The sequence below is a fragment of the Pseudogemmobacter blasticus genome (assembly GCF_003071405.1).
Lineage (GTDB): Bacteria > Pseudomonadota > Alphaproteobacteria > Rhodobacterales > Rhodobacteraceae > Pseudogemmobacter > Pseudogemmobacter blasticus.
In genome coordinates this window covers 1,130,208-1,145,845 of the sequence record NZ_CP020470.1, presented here as the reverse complement: position 1 = coordinate 1,145,845, position 15,638 = coordinate 1,130,208, and the positions used below count along the sequence as shown (strand labels likewise).

Annotated in this window: 11 protein-coding genes; 2 read left to right on the top strand and 9 right to left on the bottom strand. The window is 65.3% G+C overall.

Annotated elements, in window-relative coordinates; translation table 11 throughout:
* Nucleotides 1–68: 68 nt before the first annotated feature.
* Nucleotides 69–1,307, top strand: a complete 1,239-nt coding sequence (locus B6K69_RS18595; RefSeq protein ID WP_108643079.1) for a Y-family DNA polymerase — start codon at nt 69–71, stop codon at nt 1,305–1,307.
* A gap of 5 nt (nt 1,308–1,312) precedes the next feature.
* Here B6K69_RS18595 and B6K69_RS05520 read toward each other — a convergent pair whose 3' ends face one another.
* Nucleotides 1,313–1,762, bottom strand: a complete 450-nt coding sequence (locus B6K69_RS05520) for a DUF4174 domain-containing protein (RefSeq protein ID WP_228156815.1) — start codon at nt 1,760–1,762, stop codon at nt 1,313–1,315.
* Nucleotides 1,763–1,842: 80 nt separating this feature from the next.
* Here B6K69_RS05520 and scpA point away from each other — a divergent pair, with 80 nt between their 5' ends.
* A complete protein-coding gene (gene scpA / locus B6K69_RS05515; protein WP_108643078.1) occupies nt 1,843–3,969 on the top strand; it encodes a methylmalonyl-CoA mutase in 2,127 nt (708 codons plus the stop codon).
* 594 nt (nt 3,970–4,563) lie between these two features.
* Here scpA and rpoD read toward each other — a convergent pair.
* The 8 genes from rpoD to B6K69_RS05475 form a co-directional block, all read right to left on the bottom strand.
* Nucleotides 4,564–6,576, bottom strand: coding sequence for an RNA polymerase sigma factor RpoD (gene rpoD / locus B6K69_RS05510; protein ID WP_107673348.1), 2,013 nt, complete (start codon nt 6,574–6,576; stop codon nt 4,564–4,566).
* 84 nt (nt 6,577–6,660) lie between these two features.
* Nucleotides 6,661–8,643 (bottom strand): DNA primase, encoded by a 1,983-nt coding sequence (gene dnaG / locus B6K69_RS05505; RefSeq protein WP_108643077.1) that lies wholly within the window; start codon nt 8,641–8,643, stop codon nt 6,661–6,663.
* Between the two features lie 176 nt (nt 8,644–8,819).
* Complete coding sequence (locus B6K69_RS05500; RefSeq protein WP_108643076.1) at nt 8,820–10,127, bottom strand: NAD(P)/FAD-dependent oxidoreductase; 1,308 nt, start codon at nt 10,125–10,127, stop codon at nt 8,820–8,822.
* Entirely contained in the window at nt 10,127–11,482 is a 1,356-nt protein-coding gene (locus tag B6K69_RS05495) for a glutamine synthetase family protein (RefSeq protein ID WP_107673351.1), read from the bottom strand. The genes B6K69_RS05500 and B6K69_RS05495 overlap by 1 nt, the downstream gene beginning before the upstream one ends.
* 41 nt (nt 11,483–11,523) lie before the next feature.
* The gene (locus tag B6K69_RS05490; protein ID WP_108644792.1) at nt 11,524–12,237 is read right to left on the bottom strand and encodes a type 1 glutamine amidotransferase; all 714 of its coding nucleotides are present in this window, start codon (nt 12,235–12,237) and stop codon (nt 11,524–11,526) included.
* Between the two features lie 131 nt (nt 12,238–12,368).
* Nucleotides 12,369–13,703, bottom strand: a complete 1,335-nt coding sequence (locus tag B6K69_RS05485; protein ID WP_107673467.1) for a glutamine synthetase family protein — start codon at nt 13,701–13,703, stop codon at nt 12,369–12,371.
* Between the two features lie 202 nt (nt 13,704–13,905).
* Nucleotides 13,906–14,733: an ABC transporter permease gene (locus tag B6K69_RS05480; RefSeq protein ID WP_108643075.1), complete on the bottom strand. Its 828-nt coding sequence runs from the start codon at nt 14,731–14,733 to the stop codon at nt 13,906–13,908.
* Complete coding sequence (locus B6K69_RS05475; RefSeq protein WP_107673353.1) at nt 14,730–15,620, bottom strand: ABC transporter permease; 891 nt, start codon at nt 15,618–15,620, stop codon at nt 14,730–14,732. Before B6K69_RS05475 ends, B6K69_RS05480 begins: the two co-directional genes overlap by 4 nt.
* Between the last annotated feature and the right edge of the window lie 18 nt (nt 15,621–15,638).

Here is a 15,638-nt window from a genome sequence, read left to right as displayed (position 1 = left end):
GGCTGGACGAATGTTCATCATTTGTTCCAATATCCCCGCCTGTCCGCCCTGTCCCGAGTCGGCCCGCCATGGATCTGCATGTCTCGACCCTGTTCTTCGACATGAACAGCTTCTACGCCTCGGTCGCCCAGGCCGAGGAGCCGGCGCTGATGGGCCGTCCGGTGGGCGTGCTGACGACAGATGCCCCGAATGCGGGCTGCATCGCCGCCAGCATCGACGCCAAACGGCTTGGTGTCGGCATGGGCACCCGGCAGGACGAGGCGCGGCGCCTGTGCCCCGGCATCGTGTTCCGTCCGGTTCGGCACGATGTCTGCGTGCGTTATCACCATGCGATCCTCGCGGCGGTGGAAACCGTGGTGCCGGTACACCGGATCTGGTCGATCGACGAATGTTCCTGCCTGCTGACCGGCTCGGAACAGCGGCTCGACCGCGCCTTGGCGATTGGCCGCGCCTTGCAGCAGGCGGTGCTGGACCGGGTGCATCCGGCGTTGCGCTGTTCGGTGGGGCTTGGCCCGACGCGGCTGCTGGCCAAGGTGGCGGCCGGGCTGGAAAAGCCGGGGGGGCTGCACTGGCTGTTGCCGCATGTGCTGCCCGACCGCATCGCCCATCTGGCGCTGGACGATCTGCCGGGGATTTCCCGGCGCATGAAGCTGCGGCTGGAAGCGGCGGGTATCCCGGATGTACGGGCGCTTTTCGCGCTGGACCCCAAGCGCGCGCGGGCGATCTGGCACAGTGTGACCGGCGAACGCTTCCTGCGCGAATTGCGCGGCGAAACCGTGATCTGGCCGGAAACGCGGCGCGGCATGATCGGGCACGGGCAGGTGTTGACCGCGGGCAACAAGACGCCCGAGGGCGCGCGGCTGGTGGCGCGGCGCCTGCTGGTCAAGGCGGCCGCCCGGCTGCGGCGCGAAGGGTTCCTGGCCCGCAGCCTGCATGTCTCGGTCCGGTCGGAAGACGGGGCGTCCTCGGCGCAAGAGGGGCAGATCCGCGCCACGCAGGACACGTTCTTCCTGTTGCAGACGCTGGATCGCTACTGGTCCGGGCTGCGGCTGCGTCGGCTGCGGTCGGTGAATGTCATGCTGGGCGGGCTGATTGCCGAGGGGCAGGTGACGGACGATCTGTTCGAAAGCCCCGGACCGGCGGCCGAAGCGGGCCGGGCCGGGCTATGCCGGGCAATCGACGCGCTGAACCAGCGGTTCGGTCAGGACACGGTGCATTTCGGTTCGCTGCCCCCGCATCGGGTGCCCTATACGGGCGCCAAGATTGCCTTCGGGCGCATCCCCGTGGCCGAGGATTTTCTGGAATAGCGCCGTCAGCGCCCGGCGGGGTTCTTCTCCAGCGCCTCGGACCGGGCGATGGGCATCTTGTCGATCGAGTTGATGATCTCGCGCCCGTCCCAGGGCAGGGGCTTGCGGATCGAGGGCTTCCAGTCCTTGTCCATCAGCACCAGCGAAAAGCCCCGCGGCCGCAGTTTGCGGCGCAGATCCGAGGGGTTGGCCGGATCGGTGTCGATGATCAGGATGACATCGCGCGCCTGAAAATCGGCGCCGTAGCGGGCCAGCATCTCCATCTGGCGCACGAAGGTCGGGTCGGCCGGACTGTCGGCGAAGATGATGACCGGGCGGCGGACATACAAGAGATCGGCCTCCACCACCTGATCGGCGGGGACGGGGGCAATTTCCGGGGCCGCAGCCTCGGCGTGAACGGAAAGCGGCGCAAGGGCCGCAAGAAACAGGACGGAACGGCGGTTAAGGCGCATCATGCCCTTGGATATAGGGCAGCTCGCCGAAAACCCCAAGCGCCGAGGCGGAGCCCGGGTGCAGAGCAGGAGCGGAGAGACCAATGGCGGATGTGAAGGTTTGGGAGGCGCTGGCCTCGAAGGAACTCAAGGGTGCCGATCCGGCCACCTTGAACTGGCAGACGCTGGAGGGCATCACCGTCAAGCCGCTTTATACCGCGGCCGATGTGCAGGGTCTGCCGCAGATGGGCGAACTGCCTGGCATCGCGCCCTTCACCCGTGGCGTGCGCGCCACCATGTATGCCGGCCGGCCCTGGACCATTCGCCAATACGCCGGCTTCTCGACCGCCGAGGAATCGAACGCCTTCTACCGCAAGGCGCTGGCTGCCGGGCAGCAGGGCGTATCGGTCGCCTTCGACCTGGCCACCCACCGCGGCTATGACAGCGACCACCCCCGCGTGGTGGGCGATGTGGGCAAGGCCGGCGTCGCCATCGACAGTGTCGAGGACATGAAGATCCTGTTCGACGGCATCCCGCTGGAAAAGGTCAGCGTCTCGATGACGATGAATGGCGCGGTGATCCCGATCCTCGCCAATTTCATCGTGACCGGCGAAGAACAGGGCGTGGACCGCAGCCTGCTGTCCGGCACCATCCAGAACGACATCCTCAAGGAGTTCATGGTCCGCAACACCTATGTCTATCCGCCCGAACCTTCGATGCGGATCATCGCGGACATCATCGAATACACCAGCGCCGAGATGCCGAAGTTCAACTCGATCTCGATCTCGGGCTATCACATGCAGGAAGCCGGGGCGAACCTGGTGCAGGAGCTGGCCTATACCCTGGCCGACGGGCGCGAATATGTGCGCGCAGCGATTGCACGCGGCATGAATGTCGATGATTTCGCCGGGCGCCTGTCGTTCTTCTTCGCCATCGGCATGAACTTCTTCATGGAGGCGGCCAAGCTGCGGGCGGCGCGTCTGCTGTGGCACCGCATCATGTCGGAGTTCGAACCGAAGAAGACCGGCAGCCTGATGCTGCGCACCCATTGCCAGACCAGCGGCGTATCGCTGCAAGAGGCGGACCCCTACAACAACGTCATCCGCACCGCCTATGAGGCGATGGCGGCGGCGCTGGGGGGCACGCAAAGCCTGCACACCAACGCGCTGGACGAGGCGATTGCCCTGCCGACCGAATTCAGCGCCCGGATCGCGCGGAACACCCAGCTTATCCTGCAGGAAGAAACCGGGATCACCCATGTCGTCGATCCTCTGGCGGGCAGCTACTATGTCGAAAGCCTGACCCATCAGCTTGCCGAAGAGGCGTGGAAGCTGATCGAAGAGGTCGAGGCCATGGGCGGCATGACCAAGGCCGTGGCCAGCGGGATGCCCAAGCTGCGGATCGAGGAAACCGCCGCCCGCCGGCAGGCGCTGATCGACCGCGGCGAAGAGGTGATCGTTGGCGTCAACAAGTACCGCAAGGCCAAGGAAGACCCGATCGACATTCTCGACATCGACAATGTCATGGTCCGCGACGCCCAGATCGCCCGGCTGAAGGCAACCCGCGCCGCACGGGACGACGCGGCCTGCACGGCGGCACTGGCGGAACTGACCCGCCGCGCGGCCGAGGGCGGCAATCTGCTGGAGGCGGCGGTTCAGGCCGCCCGGGCACGGGCAACGGTCGGGGAGATCAGCGACGCGATGGAAAAGGTGTTCGGGCGGCATCGGGCCGAGGTGAAGACGCTGGCCGGGGTCTATGGCGCCGCCTATGAGGGCGACCAGGGCTTTGCCCGGATTCAGCAGGATGTGGAAGCCTTCGCCGAGGAAGAGGGCCGGCGGCCGCGGATGCTGGTGGTCAAGATGGGCCAGGACGGCCACGACCGCGGCGCCAAGGTGATCGCCACCGCCTTTGCCGACATCGGCTTTGACGTGGACGTGGGTACCCTGTTCCAGACCCCGGAAGAGGCCGCGCAGGACGCGGTGGACAACGACGTTCATGTCGTCGGCATCTCGTCGCTGGCCGCGGGGCACAAGACGCTGGCCCCCAAGCTGATCGAGGCGCTGAAGGCCAAGGGGGCAGGGGACATTCTGGTGATCTGCGGCGGGGTGATCCCGCAGCAGGACTATGATTTCCTGAAAAAGGCCGGGGTGAAGGCGATCTTCGGCCCGGGCACCAACATCCCGGCCGCCGCCAAGGACATTCTCGACTTGATCCGCGCCGCCCGGACCTGATCCCTTTGCGCGGCCTTGTGCTGCGCCATATCCAAGTCTGACACGAACAGACTGCGCAGCGTTGTCCGCGCGGCAGTGTAGAGAGCGTGCGTGCGGAGCGGGGGGCGGACGACAGGTCTATGGTATTATGCAGCCTTTGCTGCTTTGCCAGCAGACCAACCCCCGGAAGGTGACCCGCGTATCACACTTGTGCTTTGGCTTTGTGACACTGCGGCCCTGGGGGCCGCATCGGTGCCGGATCCGATTTGCCGCACGGAGCCGGCCGCGCTCGGTAGCCTGCCGTGGTGTGTAGCTTTGCTGGATCGTCCGCACTGCGATCACACCTCAACGTAAGGAGGCTTCTGCCGTGTCACACTATTTCACCCGTGTTCCGATCAAAGGAAACAACTGGGCAACAACTCTAGGTCGGCTTCCGGTCCTGACCTGCCCACAGTCCCCCACAGGCCAAGTGGTCTTGCTAGAGGTTGTGTTCGAGTGGGAGGGGAATGCCGGCCCGGAAGATTCGCCAGTCTGCGCCAAAGTGTGGTGGTGCTTCTGAACGCAAATGGCGCCCGTCTCCGGGCGCCATTTTCGTCTCCCGCCCCCTGGGGCGGTTTACTGGTCCAGGAAGCTGCGCAGTTTGCGGCTCCGGCTCGGGTGCTTCAGCTTGCGCAGCGCCTTGGCCTCGATCTGGCGGATGCGTTCGCGGGTCACGCTGAACTGCTGGCCCACCTCTTCCAGCGTGTGGTCGGTGTTCATGCCGATGCCGAAGCGCATCCGCAGAACCCGCTCCTCGCGCGGGGTCAGGCTGGCCAGAACGCGGGTCGTGGTTTCCTTCAGGTTCTCCTGAATGGCGGAATCCAGCGGCAGGATCGCGTTCTTGTCCTCGATGAAGTCGCCAAGCTGGCTGTCTTCCTCGTCACCGATGGGTGTTTCAAGGCTGATCGGTTCCTTGGCGATCTTCATCACCTTGCGAACCTTTTCCAGCGGCATCTGCAGCTTTTCGGCCAGCTCTTCCGGCGTCGGTTCGCGGCCGATTTCATGCAGCATCTGCCGGCCGGTGCGGACCAGCTTGTTGATCGTCTCGATCATGTGGACCGGGATACGGATCGTGCGCGCCTGATCCGCGATGGACCGGGTGATCGCCTGACGAATCCACCAGGTCGCATAGGTGCTGAACTTGTAGCCGCGGCGGTATTCGAACTTGTCCACGGCCTTCATCAGGCCGATGTTGCCTTCCTGGATCAGGTCAAGGAACTGCAACCCGCGGTTGGTGTATTTCTTGGCGATGCTGATCACCAGACGCAGGTTCGCCTCGACCATTTCCTTCTTGGCCTGCCGGGCTTCCTTCTCGCCCTTCTGGACCTGGTTCACGATCCGGCGGAATTCGCTGATGTCCACGCCGACATACTGGCCCACCTGCGCCATCTCGGCGCGCAGGTCTTCCACCTTGTCGCGGCTCTTCTCCATCAGCGTCTGCCAGCCCCGGCCCGCCTTGGCGGCCATGCGGTCGCACCAGCTTGGGTCCAGCTCATAGCCCTGATATTCGGCAATGAATTCCTGCCGGTTGATCCGGGCCGCGTCGGCCAGCTTCACCATGTTCGAGTTGATCGACATGATGCGCTTGTTGATGCCGTAAAGCTGGTCGATCAGCGCCTCGATCCGGCTGTTGTTCAGATGCAGCTCGTTCACGAAGACAACCAGTTCGGACCGCAGCTTCTGGTAGGCGGCTTCCTCGGCGGTCGAGAACCGCGAGGTCTGCGACAGCGCGGCATTCATCCGGCTGTCCTGCATTTCCGACAGCTTGGCGTAATCGCGGGCAATCAGGTCCAGCGTTTCCAGAACCTTGGGCTTCAGCGCGGCTTCCATCGCGGCCAGCGACAGGCTTGACCCCTCGTCGTCATCGTCTTCCGGGTCTTCGCGCATGATCGGGTTGCCGTCGGCATCCAGCTCCGGCTCGGTGCTGGCCGCACGGCGGGGCGCGGCAACACCGGCGGCGGCATCGCCAACCTCGATCTCGTCCAGCGGTGCGCCTTCCAGATCGTCATCGCCGTCAAGGCTGCGCCCGAAGGTCGCCTCAAGGTCGATCACGTCGCGCAGAAGGATGTCTTCGTTCAGCAGTTCGTCCCGCCAGATGGTGATGGCGTGGAAGGTCAGCGGGCTTTCGCAAAGCCCCGCGATCATGGTGTTGCGGCCGGCCTCGATCCGCTTGGCGATGGCGATTTCGCCTTCGCGGCTCAGCAGTTCGACCGAACCCATCTCGCGCAGATACATGCGCACCGGGTCATCGGTGCGGTCCAGCGTTTCCGACGCGGCCCCGGCCAGCGCCACTTCGCGCGAGGTCGAGGTTTCGACCAGATCGCCACCCGCCGCCGGTTCGACCGGATCGTCGGATTCCTCTTCCTCGATGACGTTGATGCCCATCTCGGACAGCATCGACATCAGGTCTTCGATCTGCTCGGACGAAACCGTGTCAGGCGGCATCACCTGATTCAACTGGTCGTAGGTGATGTAGCCCCGTTCACGCGCATCCGCGATCATCTTCTTGACGGCAGCCTGGCTCATGTCGAGCGAGGCATCGGCGTCGTCGGTTTCGGGCTTCGCGTCGTCGGTGTCCTTGAGGGCCATGCGTGCTCCTTGAAGGCGGCGAATCGGGTAAGGGCCTTTTCGAATCAATACCGCGAATCACGGCAGGGTGAAGGCCGATTCGGTTTAACTGCGGCTGCGACCGCCGCGGGTGAAGTCGATTTGGTCATGCAGGCGGCGTGCCCGGTCCAATTCCTCTCGGTCCAGTTCCACGCCATTCGGCGCAATCACGGCCTCTCCCTTCTGTTCTTTCGGGGCGCCACGGGCGGCGCTTTGCCGGGCGGCGGTGGCCCGCGACAGGCGGAAGGTGGTGCCTTCGTCGGCCAGGCCGTCCATGTCTTCCTCGGCCTCGATCAGCTCGGCGCGATGGGCGCGGTTGGCTTCCAGCGCGGCCAGATCCACCTCGACACAGGCGGCGGCAAACTCCTCATCGGCACGCGGCAGCATGGGCGGGGCAATGCGCACATGGGGATGCGCCAGCAGCCGGTCAAGGGCTTGCGGGCTGTCGGTCTCGATCCGGGCGCGACATTCGCTGTCCTGCGCATGGGTCAGCAACAGGTTGCGCAACCGGGTGTGGTCCTCGGAACTGAGGTCCAGCCGTTCAAGCGAGGCCTCGAACCGCGGCACCAGCGCGGGGAAGCGGATCAGCGCGGCCAGGATCACCGCCTCGCGCAGGGTGTCTTCCGGCATGTGGCCGGCCGCCAGCAGCGAGGCGCGGGTTGTGGCCAGCGGCGGGGCCGGCGGCGGCACGAAGCGGCCCTTGCGGAAGCCCGGTCCGCCGGATTGGCCGCCGAACGGGGGGCGCGGCTGCGCGGCGGGGCGGCGGTTGGTGCCGAACAGATCCCAGCGAAGCTGCTTGATCTCTTCGCCGTAATGGGCGCGGATCGACGGGTCGGCGATGCGCTTCAGCGCGGCGCGGAGCGTCTTGTCCAGCGCGGCCTTGCGTTCGGGGCTGTCAAAGACGCGGCCCTCTGTCTCGCGCTGCCACAACAGGCGTACCATCGGCTGCGCCTCGTCCAGTACCTTCTGCATGGCCGGCGCGCCCTCGGCCTTGATCAGGTCGTCGGGGTCCATGCCGCCGGGCAGCAGGGCAAAGCGCAGGCCCTTGCCCGCCTCAAGCAGCGGCAGCGCCAGATCCACCACCCGCAGGCCGGCGCGCAGACCGGCAGCGTCGCCGTCCAGCGCGATGACGGGTTCGTCCGAGACGCGCCACATCAGGCGCAACTGGTCTTCGGTAACGGCGGTGCCAAGCGGCGCCACGGCGGCGGTGAACCCGGCCTCGACCAGCGCGATCACGTCCATGTAGCCTTCGGCCACCACCAGCGGCTTGCCCTTGCCGGCCGCTTCGCGCGCCGGGCCGATGTTGAACAGGTTGCGGCCCTTGTCGAACAGCTCGGTCTCGGGGCCGTTCAGGTATTTCGCCCGCGCATTCGGATCAAGCGACCGCCCGCCCAGGCTGATGGCACGGCCGCGCGCATCGCGGATGGGAAAGATGATGCGGCCGCGGAAGCGGTCATAAAGCGCACCGTCATCGGCCCGCGCCACCAGCCCGCTGTCCACCATCAGATCAGGCGCAATGCCCTTGGCGGCCAGCATGTCCTTCAGCGCGTGGCGGCTGTCGGGCGCCCAGCCGATTTCCCAGCGGTCCTGCGCGGCGTCCGACAGGCGGCGGCGGGTCAGATAGGCCCGCGCCTCGGCTGCGGCGGCGGTTTTCAGTTGCAGGCGGAACCATTTGACCGCCTCTTCCATCACCCGCGTCAGATCGCTGCGCCGGTCGGCCTTCTCGGCCGCGCGCGGATCGCGCTCGGGCATCGGCATCCCGGCTTCGGCGGCCAGAACGGCAACCGCCTCGATGAAGGGCAGGTTTTCGGTTTCCTTCACGAAGGTCAGTGCATCGCCCTTCGCGTGGCAGCCGAAGCAATAGTAGAACCCCTTGCGATCATCGACATGGAAACTGGCCGATTTTTCCTGATGGAAGGGGCAGGGCGCCCACCAGTCGCCCTTGGCCATGTTCGACTTGCGCATGTCCCAGGTGACCTTCCGCCCGACAACGGCGGAAAGCAAAACGCGCGTGCGCAGTTCATCCAGGAATCCGGGTGGCAGGGACATGGTACAGATATGGGGCCTTGCGGACGGCGAGTCGAGACTTGGCGGACGGCCGGGGGTTTCACCCCCCCGGACCCCCGTGGGATATTTTCAGGCAGATGAAAGGCCGGGATGCCTTTGCTTCATCTTGGCCCAAATACCCTCTGGGGGTCCGGGGGGCGAAGCGCCCCCGGTGCATGTCAGAAGCCGATCCGGTCGCGCGCCGAATACCAGCTCATCGCCAGCACCAGAAGCGGCCAGCGCAGCGCCGCGCCGCCCGGGAAGCGGGGTTGCGGCAGGCTGGCCATCAGGTCGAACCCGGACGACTGGCTGGACACCGCCTCGGCCAGCAGCTTGCCGGCCAGCGTGGCCAGCGCCACGCCATGCCCCGAATAGCCCGAGGCCGACAGCACGTTCGGCCGCACGCGGGTGAAGCAGGGCATCCGGTTCAGCGTGATGGCCAGCGTGCCGCCCCAGGCGTGGTCGATCCTGACACCCTTGAGCTGCGGATAGACCTCGAGCATCGGCTTCGTCACCGTCTTCACCAGATCGGGGAAACGGTAGCCATAGCTTTCGCCGCCGCCGAACAGCAGGCGGTTGTCTTCCGACAGGCGCCAGTAGTTCACCACGAACTTGGTATCGCAGGCGGCGACGGGTTCCGACAGGATGTCTTTCGCCCGCTCACCCAGGGGTTCGGTCGCCACCATGAAGTTGTTGATCGGCATGACGCGGGCGGCGACCTTGGGTTCCAGCCCGCCCAGATAACCGTTGGCGGCCAGGATCACATGGTCGCAGGTGACGCGGCCGCCGGCGGTGATCACCACGGGCTTCGCGCCATGGTCGATCTTCACCACCTCGCTGCGCTCATGCAGCCGCGCGCCGGCCTTTGCCGCTGCCGCCGCCAGCCCCAGCGCAAAGTTCAGCGGATGCAGGTGGCCCGCGCCCCGGTCCACCTCGCCGCCCTTGTAGACGGGCGAGCCGACGATGGCGTGGATGCCCTCGCGGTCCAGCGGTTCCAACTGGTCATAGCCATAGTCGCGGTGCAGCTTTTCCCCGTAAAGGTGCAGCTCGCGCACCTCGGTATCGGTCCAGCAGGCGTGGACGATGCCGGGGTAAAAGGTCACCGGCATGGCATGGCGGGCGATCAGGTCGCGGACGATCTGCTTGGCGTCCTCGGCCAGGTGCCAGAAGCGGCGGGCGTTTTCGCGCCCCGCCACCTTTTCCAGCCAGACCTGATCCTGCCGCTGGCCGCTGCCCACCTGGCCGCCATTGCGCCCCGAGGCGCCGAAGCCCACGCGATGCGCTTCCAGCAGCACGACCGACAGGCCGCGTTCGGCCAGATGCAGCGCGGCGGACAGGCCGGTATAGCCGCCGCCGACGATGCAGACATCGGCCGTGGTGTCGCCCGCCAGCGCCGGGAAGGGCGCCAGCGGCGTTGCGGTCGCGGCATAGTAGCTGGCCGGGTATTCGCCCGGCCGGTCATTGGCGTGCAGAAGATTTGCCGCCATCACACGTTCAGGAGCAGATGCTCGCGCTCCCACGGGCTGATGACTTGCAGGAACTCCTTGTATTCGTTCCGCTTCACGCTGTCATAAACCTTGATGAAGTCAGGCCCCATCACCTCTTTCAGCGCCTCGTCCTCATCCAGAAGATCCAGCGCGTCGCCCAGGTTCACCGGGATGTCCTCGTTGTCGATATAGGCCGATCCGGTGAATTCGGGGCGCGCGGGCTTCTTCTCCATCAGGCCCAGATAGCCGCAGGCCAGCGTGGCCGCGATGCCCAGATAGGGGTTGCAGTCCATGCCCGGCAGCCGGTTTTCGATCCGCCGCGCCGAGGCGCTGGAGATCGGCACCCGCAGGCCCGTGGTGCGGTTGTCGCGGCCCCATTCCAGATTGATTGGCGCGGCGAAATCGGGAACGTAGCGGCGGTAGCTGTTCACATAGGGGGCCATCAGTGCGATGGCGGCCGACATGTGATGCTGCATCCCGGCGATGAAATGGTTGAAGGCTTCCGTCTCCACCCCCTTGGGGCCGGCAAAGATGTTCTTGCCGGTCTTGGTATCCACCACAGATGTGTGGATGTGCATGGCCGACCCCGGCTCGCCCGCGATCGGCTTGGCCATGAAGGTGGCGAAACAGTCATGCCGCAGGGCGGCTTCGCGGATCATGCGCTTGAAGAAGAACACGTCGTCCGCCAGACGCACCGGGTCACCATGGGCAAGGTTCAGCTCGATCTGGCCCGCGCCGCCTTCCTGAAGGATGCCGTCGATTTCCAGCCCCTGCGCTTCGGCGAAATCATAGATATCGTCGATCACCTTGCCGTATTCATCGACAGCCGACAGCGAATAGGCCTGCTTGCCCGCCGCGCGGCGGCCCGAGCGGCCCATCGGGGGAATGACCGGCTGGTTCGGGTCAATGTTGCGGGCGGTCAGGAAGAATTCCATCTCGGGCGCGACCACCGGCTTCCAGCCTTGTGCGGCATAGAGGCTGACGATCCGGCGCAGCACGTTGCGCGGGCTGTAGGCCACCAGATTGCCCTGCTGGTCCTTGGCGTCATGGATCACCTGCAGCGTCACATCCGCCGTCCAGGGCGCGGCGGTGGCGGTGGACCAGTCGGGTTCCAGGATCATGTCGGGTTCGGTGAAGGCGTCGAACGGGCTGTCGGCCCATTCGCCGGTGATCGTTTGCAGGAAGATCGAGTTCGGCAGGAAGTAGTTGGTCTGCTTGGCGAATTTCGCGGCAGGCATCGCCTTGCCGCGCGCCACGCCGGCGATGTCGCCGATGACGCATTCCACTTCATCCACCCGGCGGTTGCCGATGTAGTCGCGCGCTGCCTCGGGCAGTTGGTCGGTCCATTTGGACATGGGTCACACTGTGATTGGGGGGTGGCCCCCGCGCCCGGTGATCAGGCGCGGAGCTTCTCGGCCCCAGAGGAACGGGTATTCTGGTGGTTCAGGAAAAAGGCGGCGATGCGGCCGGCCATGGTCTGATCGTCCAGCGGATCGGCAAGCCGCGCCCGCGCCTGCGCCATCAGCTCATCCGGCACCAGACCGGGGCCGCGCGTGCGCATCAGGCCATCCACGAATTCCGGCCGGAATTCGGGGTGGGCCTGCACCGTGAACATGCGGTCGTCGTACAGAAGGGCCGCGTTGGTGCAGAATTCGTTAGTGGCCACCACCTCGGCCGCGGCAGGCTTTTCGGTGACCTGATCGCGGTGCCAAGCGTTCAGGGTGATCTTTTCGCCGTTGAAATCATAGTCGGTCGGGCCGACCGACCAGCCACCGGCGTAGCGTTCCACCTTGCCGCCCATGGCCTGGGCGATGATCTGGTGGCCAAAGCAGATGCCCACCACCGGAACCTGCGCGGCATAGGCCTGGCGGATGAACGCTTCCAGCGGCTTGATGAAGGGGTGGTCCTCATAGGCGCCATGGCGCGAGCCGGTGATCAGCCAGCCCTCGCAGTCATGCACGTCCTTGGGGAATTCCATCGCCTCGACATGGAAGCGGCGGAAGGTCAGGCCGCGGTCTGCCAGCAGCCGTTCGAAGAAATCGGGATAATCCCCCATATCGGCCCGAAGGGCGTCGGGGGAAGCTCCGGTCTGGAGGATGCCGATCTGCATGGCGGTGTCCTTGGCGGTTTCCAACAGGGTTGTCGCGGCAGGCGCGTGTGGTCAAGTGGCTTGCACCGGCAGCCCGGACGGACGTGGCGTTTCCTGCCGGGGCAGGGGCGCCGCGCCGTCCGGGCCGGGGATCAGACGGTGTCGAGGTAAAGCTCGATCCGTTCCTCGGGCGACAGTTCGTTGATGTAATGCAACTCCTGCCGCTTGGTCTGCACGAAGTTGTGGATCAGCTCCTTGGGCAGGAAGCGATAGACGGTGTCCGAATGTTCGAAGGCGTCGATCGCGGCATCCCAGGTGGCCGGAATCTGCGGCAGGTCCATGGCATAGGCGTTGCCGGCCACGGCGGGCGGCGGCTCCTTGCCGTCTTCCAGGCCCGAAAGGGCGGCGCCCAGAATGGCGGTCAGCATCAGATAGGGGTTCACGTCGCCCCCCGCCACGCGATGTTCGATCCGGCGCGCGGCCGGGTTGCCGGCGGGGATGCGGATCGCGGCGGTGCGGTTCTCATAGCCCCAGCTTATGGCGGTCGGCGCGTGCTTGTCGGGCACCAGCCGGTCATAGCTGTTCATATGCGGCGCGAAGAGCAGCGTCGAATCGTGCATCGCCTCAAGACAGCCGGCGACCGCGTGGCGCAGTTGCGCCGTGCCCTTGGGGCCGCCGCTGTCAAAGATGTTCTCGCCCTTCTCGTCCACCACCGAGAAATGCGTGTGCAGCCCCGACCCGGAATATTCGGCATAGGGCTTGGCCATGAAGCTGGCGGCAAAGCCGTGCCGGCGGGCCAGACCCTTGACCAGCATCTTGAACAGCCAGGCATCGTCGGCGGCGCGCAGCGGATCGTCGCAATGCATCAGGTTCACCTCGAACTGGCCAAGGCCGGTTTCCGAGGTGGTGGTGTCGGCGGGAATGTCCATCGCCTCGCAGGCGTCGTACAGGTCGGTAAAGAAGGTGTCGAAGGCATCCAGCGCCCGGATCGACAGCGTTTCAGCCGCCTTGCGCCGCTTGCCGGACCGCGGGCTTGCGGGCACCTGCATCGTCTTGCCGGAATCGTCGATCAGGAAGAACTCCAGCTCCATCGCCACCACCGGCGTCAGGCCGCGCGCCTTGTAGCGCTGCACCACCGCGTTCAGCGCGTGGCGCGGGTCGCCGTCATAGGGCTGTCCGTTTTCGCGGAACATCCAGATCGGCAGCAGGGCGCTGGGCGCCTCAAGCCAGGGCATCGGCATGAAGCCGCGTTCGGTGGGTTTCAGCACACCGTCCTGATCGCCCTGGTCGAAAACCAGCGGGCTGTCGTCGATGTCTTCGCCCCAGATGTCGAGGTTGAGGATCGAGAAGGGGAAACGGGTTCCGTCCTTGACGACCTTGTCGGCAAATCGTGCCGGGATGCGTTTGCCGCGGGCCTGACCGTTCAGGTCGGCGGCAGCCACGCGGATGGTCCGCACATGCGGGTTCTTTCTCAGCCAGTCCTTCATCATGTTCAACACAAGAGAGCACGGCCCCCCGCGCTCGGGGTCTGCCGGTGCAAAACACGCAACTGACCCACCTGATGCGCAAGGATCTGGACCATGCCCTTGGTCCTTCCCTTGTTCGATCGCCTTTCCCGCCGGCGCCTTCTTTTCGGCTTTGGCCGGGGGTCCGGGCGGGTGCCCGGAAAATTTGATCAAATAAAGGCTACTACCGGATCAGGGAAGGACGCAAGCGGATTCTGGCTTTCATGTTGGAGGGAAGATGCCGGTTCAGATAGCGGTTGACCCGGCCGAACCCCCAGATCAGCGCCAGGGTGATCAGGATGAAGTAGAACCCGACGATGGGGTAGGGGATGAACGGGTTGAACGTCTTGTCGGCGAAGTAGTTGGCGTAATACAGCGCGTCGCCGCGCTGCTGGAACGCCGGGAAGCCGCTGAAGAACACCAGCGTCGTGGCATGGAACAGGAAGATCGCCTCGTTCGTATAGGCGGGCCAGCCCAGCCGCAGCATGGTGGGCCATTCGATCCGGCTGAACTTCTTCCACCCGCTGATGCCATAGGCCTCGGCGGCTTCAAGGTCGCCCTTCGGGATGGATTGCAGCGCGCCGTGGAAGATTTCGGCCGAATAGGCGGCGGTGTTCAGGAACAGCACGAACAGCGCCCCCGCCCAGGCCTTGGTCGTCCAGGCGGTCTGGATGGTCATGCCGAAGATGTCGATCCCTGCCTTGGGCAGCAGGACCAGCGTTTCATAAGCCAGGAAGAACTGGATGAAGAGCGGCGAGCCGCGGAAGACGAAGATGAACCATTCGGCGGGCTTGCGGACCCACCGGCTGCGGCTGGCCTTGGCCAGAGCCAGGGCATTGGCCAGGAAGAAGCCGAAGGCCAGCGCCAGGGCGCCGAAGTAGATGTTCCAGATCAGCCCCGATCCGATCAGGGTGAAATGCTGGCACAGGTCATAGCCTTCTCGCGGCAACAGCCGTTCGCCATAGCCCAGCGAACGCAGGGAATAGGCCTGGAAGGTTTCCCAGCAGGTCATGTGGCAGCCCCTCCCTTGCGCATATCCTCGCCGGCGCGGGTGGCCTGGCCGCGTGACAGGCGCCGGGTCAGCCGCGCCAGCAGGATTTCGGACACCCGGGTCGAGACCAGGTAAAACACCAGAAGGGCAAGGAAGTAGAACAGCCGCCAGTCGCCATGCGGATAGGGGTTGTTGCCGCTGGTCTTGGCGCTGCCCAGTTCCCGCGCCCAGTAGACCGCATCCTTGATGCCCAGCAGGAACAGAAGCGGCGTCGCCTTGATCAGGATCAGCCACAGGTTCGACAGGCCGGGCAGCGCATATATCCACATCTGCGGCACCAGCACACGGCGGAACACCTGGCGGTGCGACATGCCATAGGCCTCGGCGGTTTCAAGCTGCGCCCGCGGCACGGCGGTCATCGCGCCATACAGCACATTGGCGGCAAAGGCGCCGAAGACGATGGCGAAGGTGGTGACGGCCAGCGTGAAGGAATAGGCGCTGACCATGAATGGAGAAGCGTCATTCGCCGGCACCTTGGCGGCCGGACAGACGCGGAATTCGCCGTTGTTCCAGACGGGTTGCGACAGGTCTTCACAGACGAACAGATGCCGGAACCATTCGATCCCCTGATCGAGGGCGATCACGAAGAACAGGAAGAACACGATGTCGGGTATGCCCCGCACGGCGGCAATATAGGCACGGCCCAGCCAGGAAACCGGCAGCACATGCGACCGCGCGGCCGACGCGCCGGCAAAGCCGAAGGCCAGCGCCAGCGGTGCGGTCACCGCAAGCAGCGTCAGGACGGTCAGGAAGGACCAGTAAAAGCTGAAATGCGTTGCCGTCGTCAGATAGCAACTCAGCCATTGCAGGCCTTCAAGCGATCGGGGGTCTGAGCAATACTCGAACATCTTGGGAATAAGGGGGTG

Excerpts from the sequence above, each read along its gene's own strand:
- B6K69_RS18595 (WP_108643079.1), top strand. The coding sequence starts at position 69 with ATGGATCTGCATGTCTCGACCCTGTTCTTCGACATGAACAGCTTCTAC.
- B6K69_RS05520 (WP_228156815.1), bottom strand. The coding sequence starts at position 1,762 with ATGATGCGCCTTAACCGCCGTTCCGTCCTGTTTCTTGCGGCCCTTGCG.
- scpA (WP_108643078.1), top strand. The coding sequence starts at position 1,843 with ATGGCGGATGTGAAGGTTTGGGAGGCGCTGGCCTCGAAGGAACTCAAG.
- rpoD (WP_107673348.1), bottom strand. The coding sequence starts at position 6,576 with ATGGCCCTCAAGGACACCGACGACGCGAAGCCCGAAACCGACGACGCC.
- dnaG (WP_108643077.1), bottom strand. The coding sequence starts at position 8,643 with ATGTCCCTGCCACCCGGATTCCTGGATGAACTGCGCACGCGCGTTTTG.
- B6K69_RS05500 (WP_108643076.1), bottom strand. The coding sequence starts at position 10,127 with ATGGCGGCAAATCTTCTGCACGCCAATGACCGGCCGGGCGAATACCCG.
- B6K69_RS05495 (WP_107673351.1), bottom strand. The coding sequence starts at position 11,482 with ATGTCCAAATGGACCGACCAACTGCCCGAGGCAGCGCGCGACTACATC.
- B6K69_RS05490 (WP_108644792.1), bottom strand. The coding sequence starts at position 12,237 with ATGCAGATCGGCATCCTCCAGACCGGAGCTTCCCCCGACGCCCTTCGG.
- B6K69_RS05485 (WP_107673467.1), bottom strand. The coding sequence starts at position 13,703 with ATGAAGGACTGGCTGAGAAAGAACCCGCATGTGCGGACCATCCGCGTG.
- B6K69_RS05480 (WP_108643075.1), bottom strand. The coding sequence starts at position 14,733 with ATGACCTGCTGGGAAACCTTCCAGGCCTATTCCCTGCGTTCGCTGGGC.
- B6K69_RS05475 (WP_107673353.1), bottom strand. The coding sequence starts at position 15,620 with ATGTTCGAGTATTGCTCAGACCCCCGATCGCTTGAAGGCCTGCAATGG.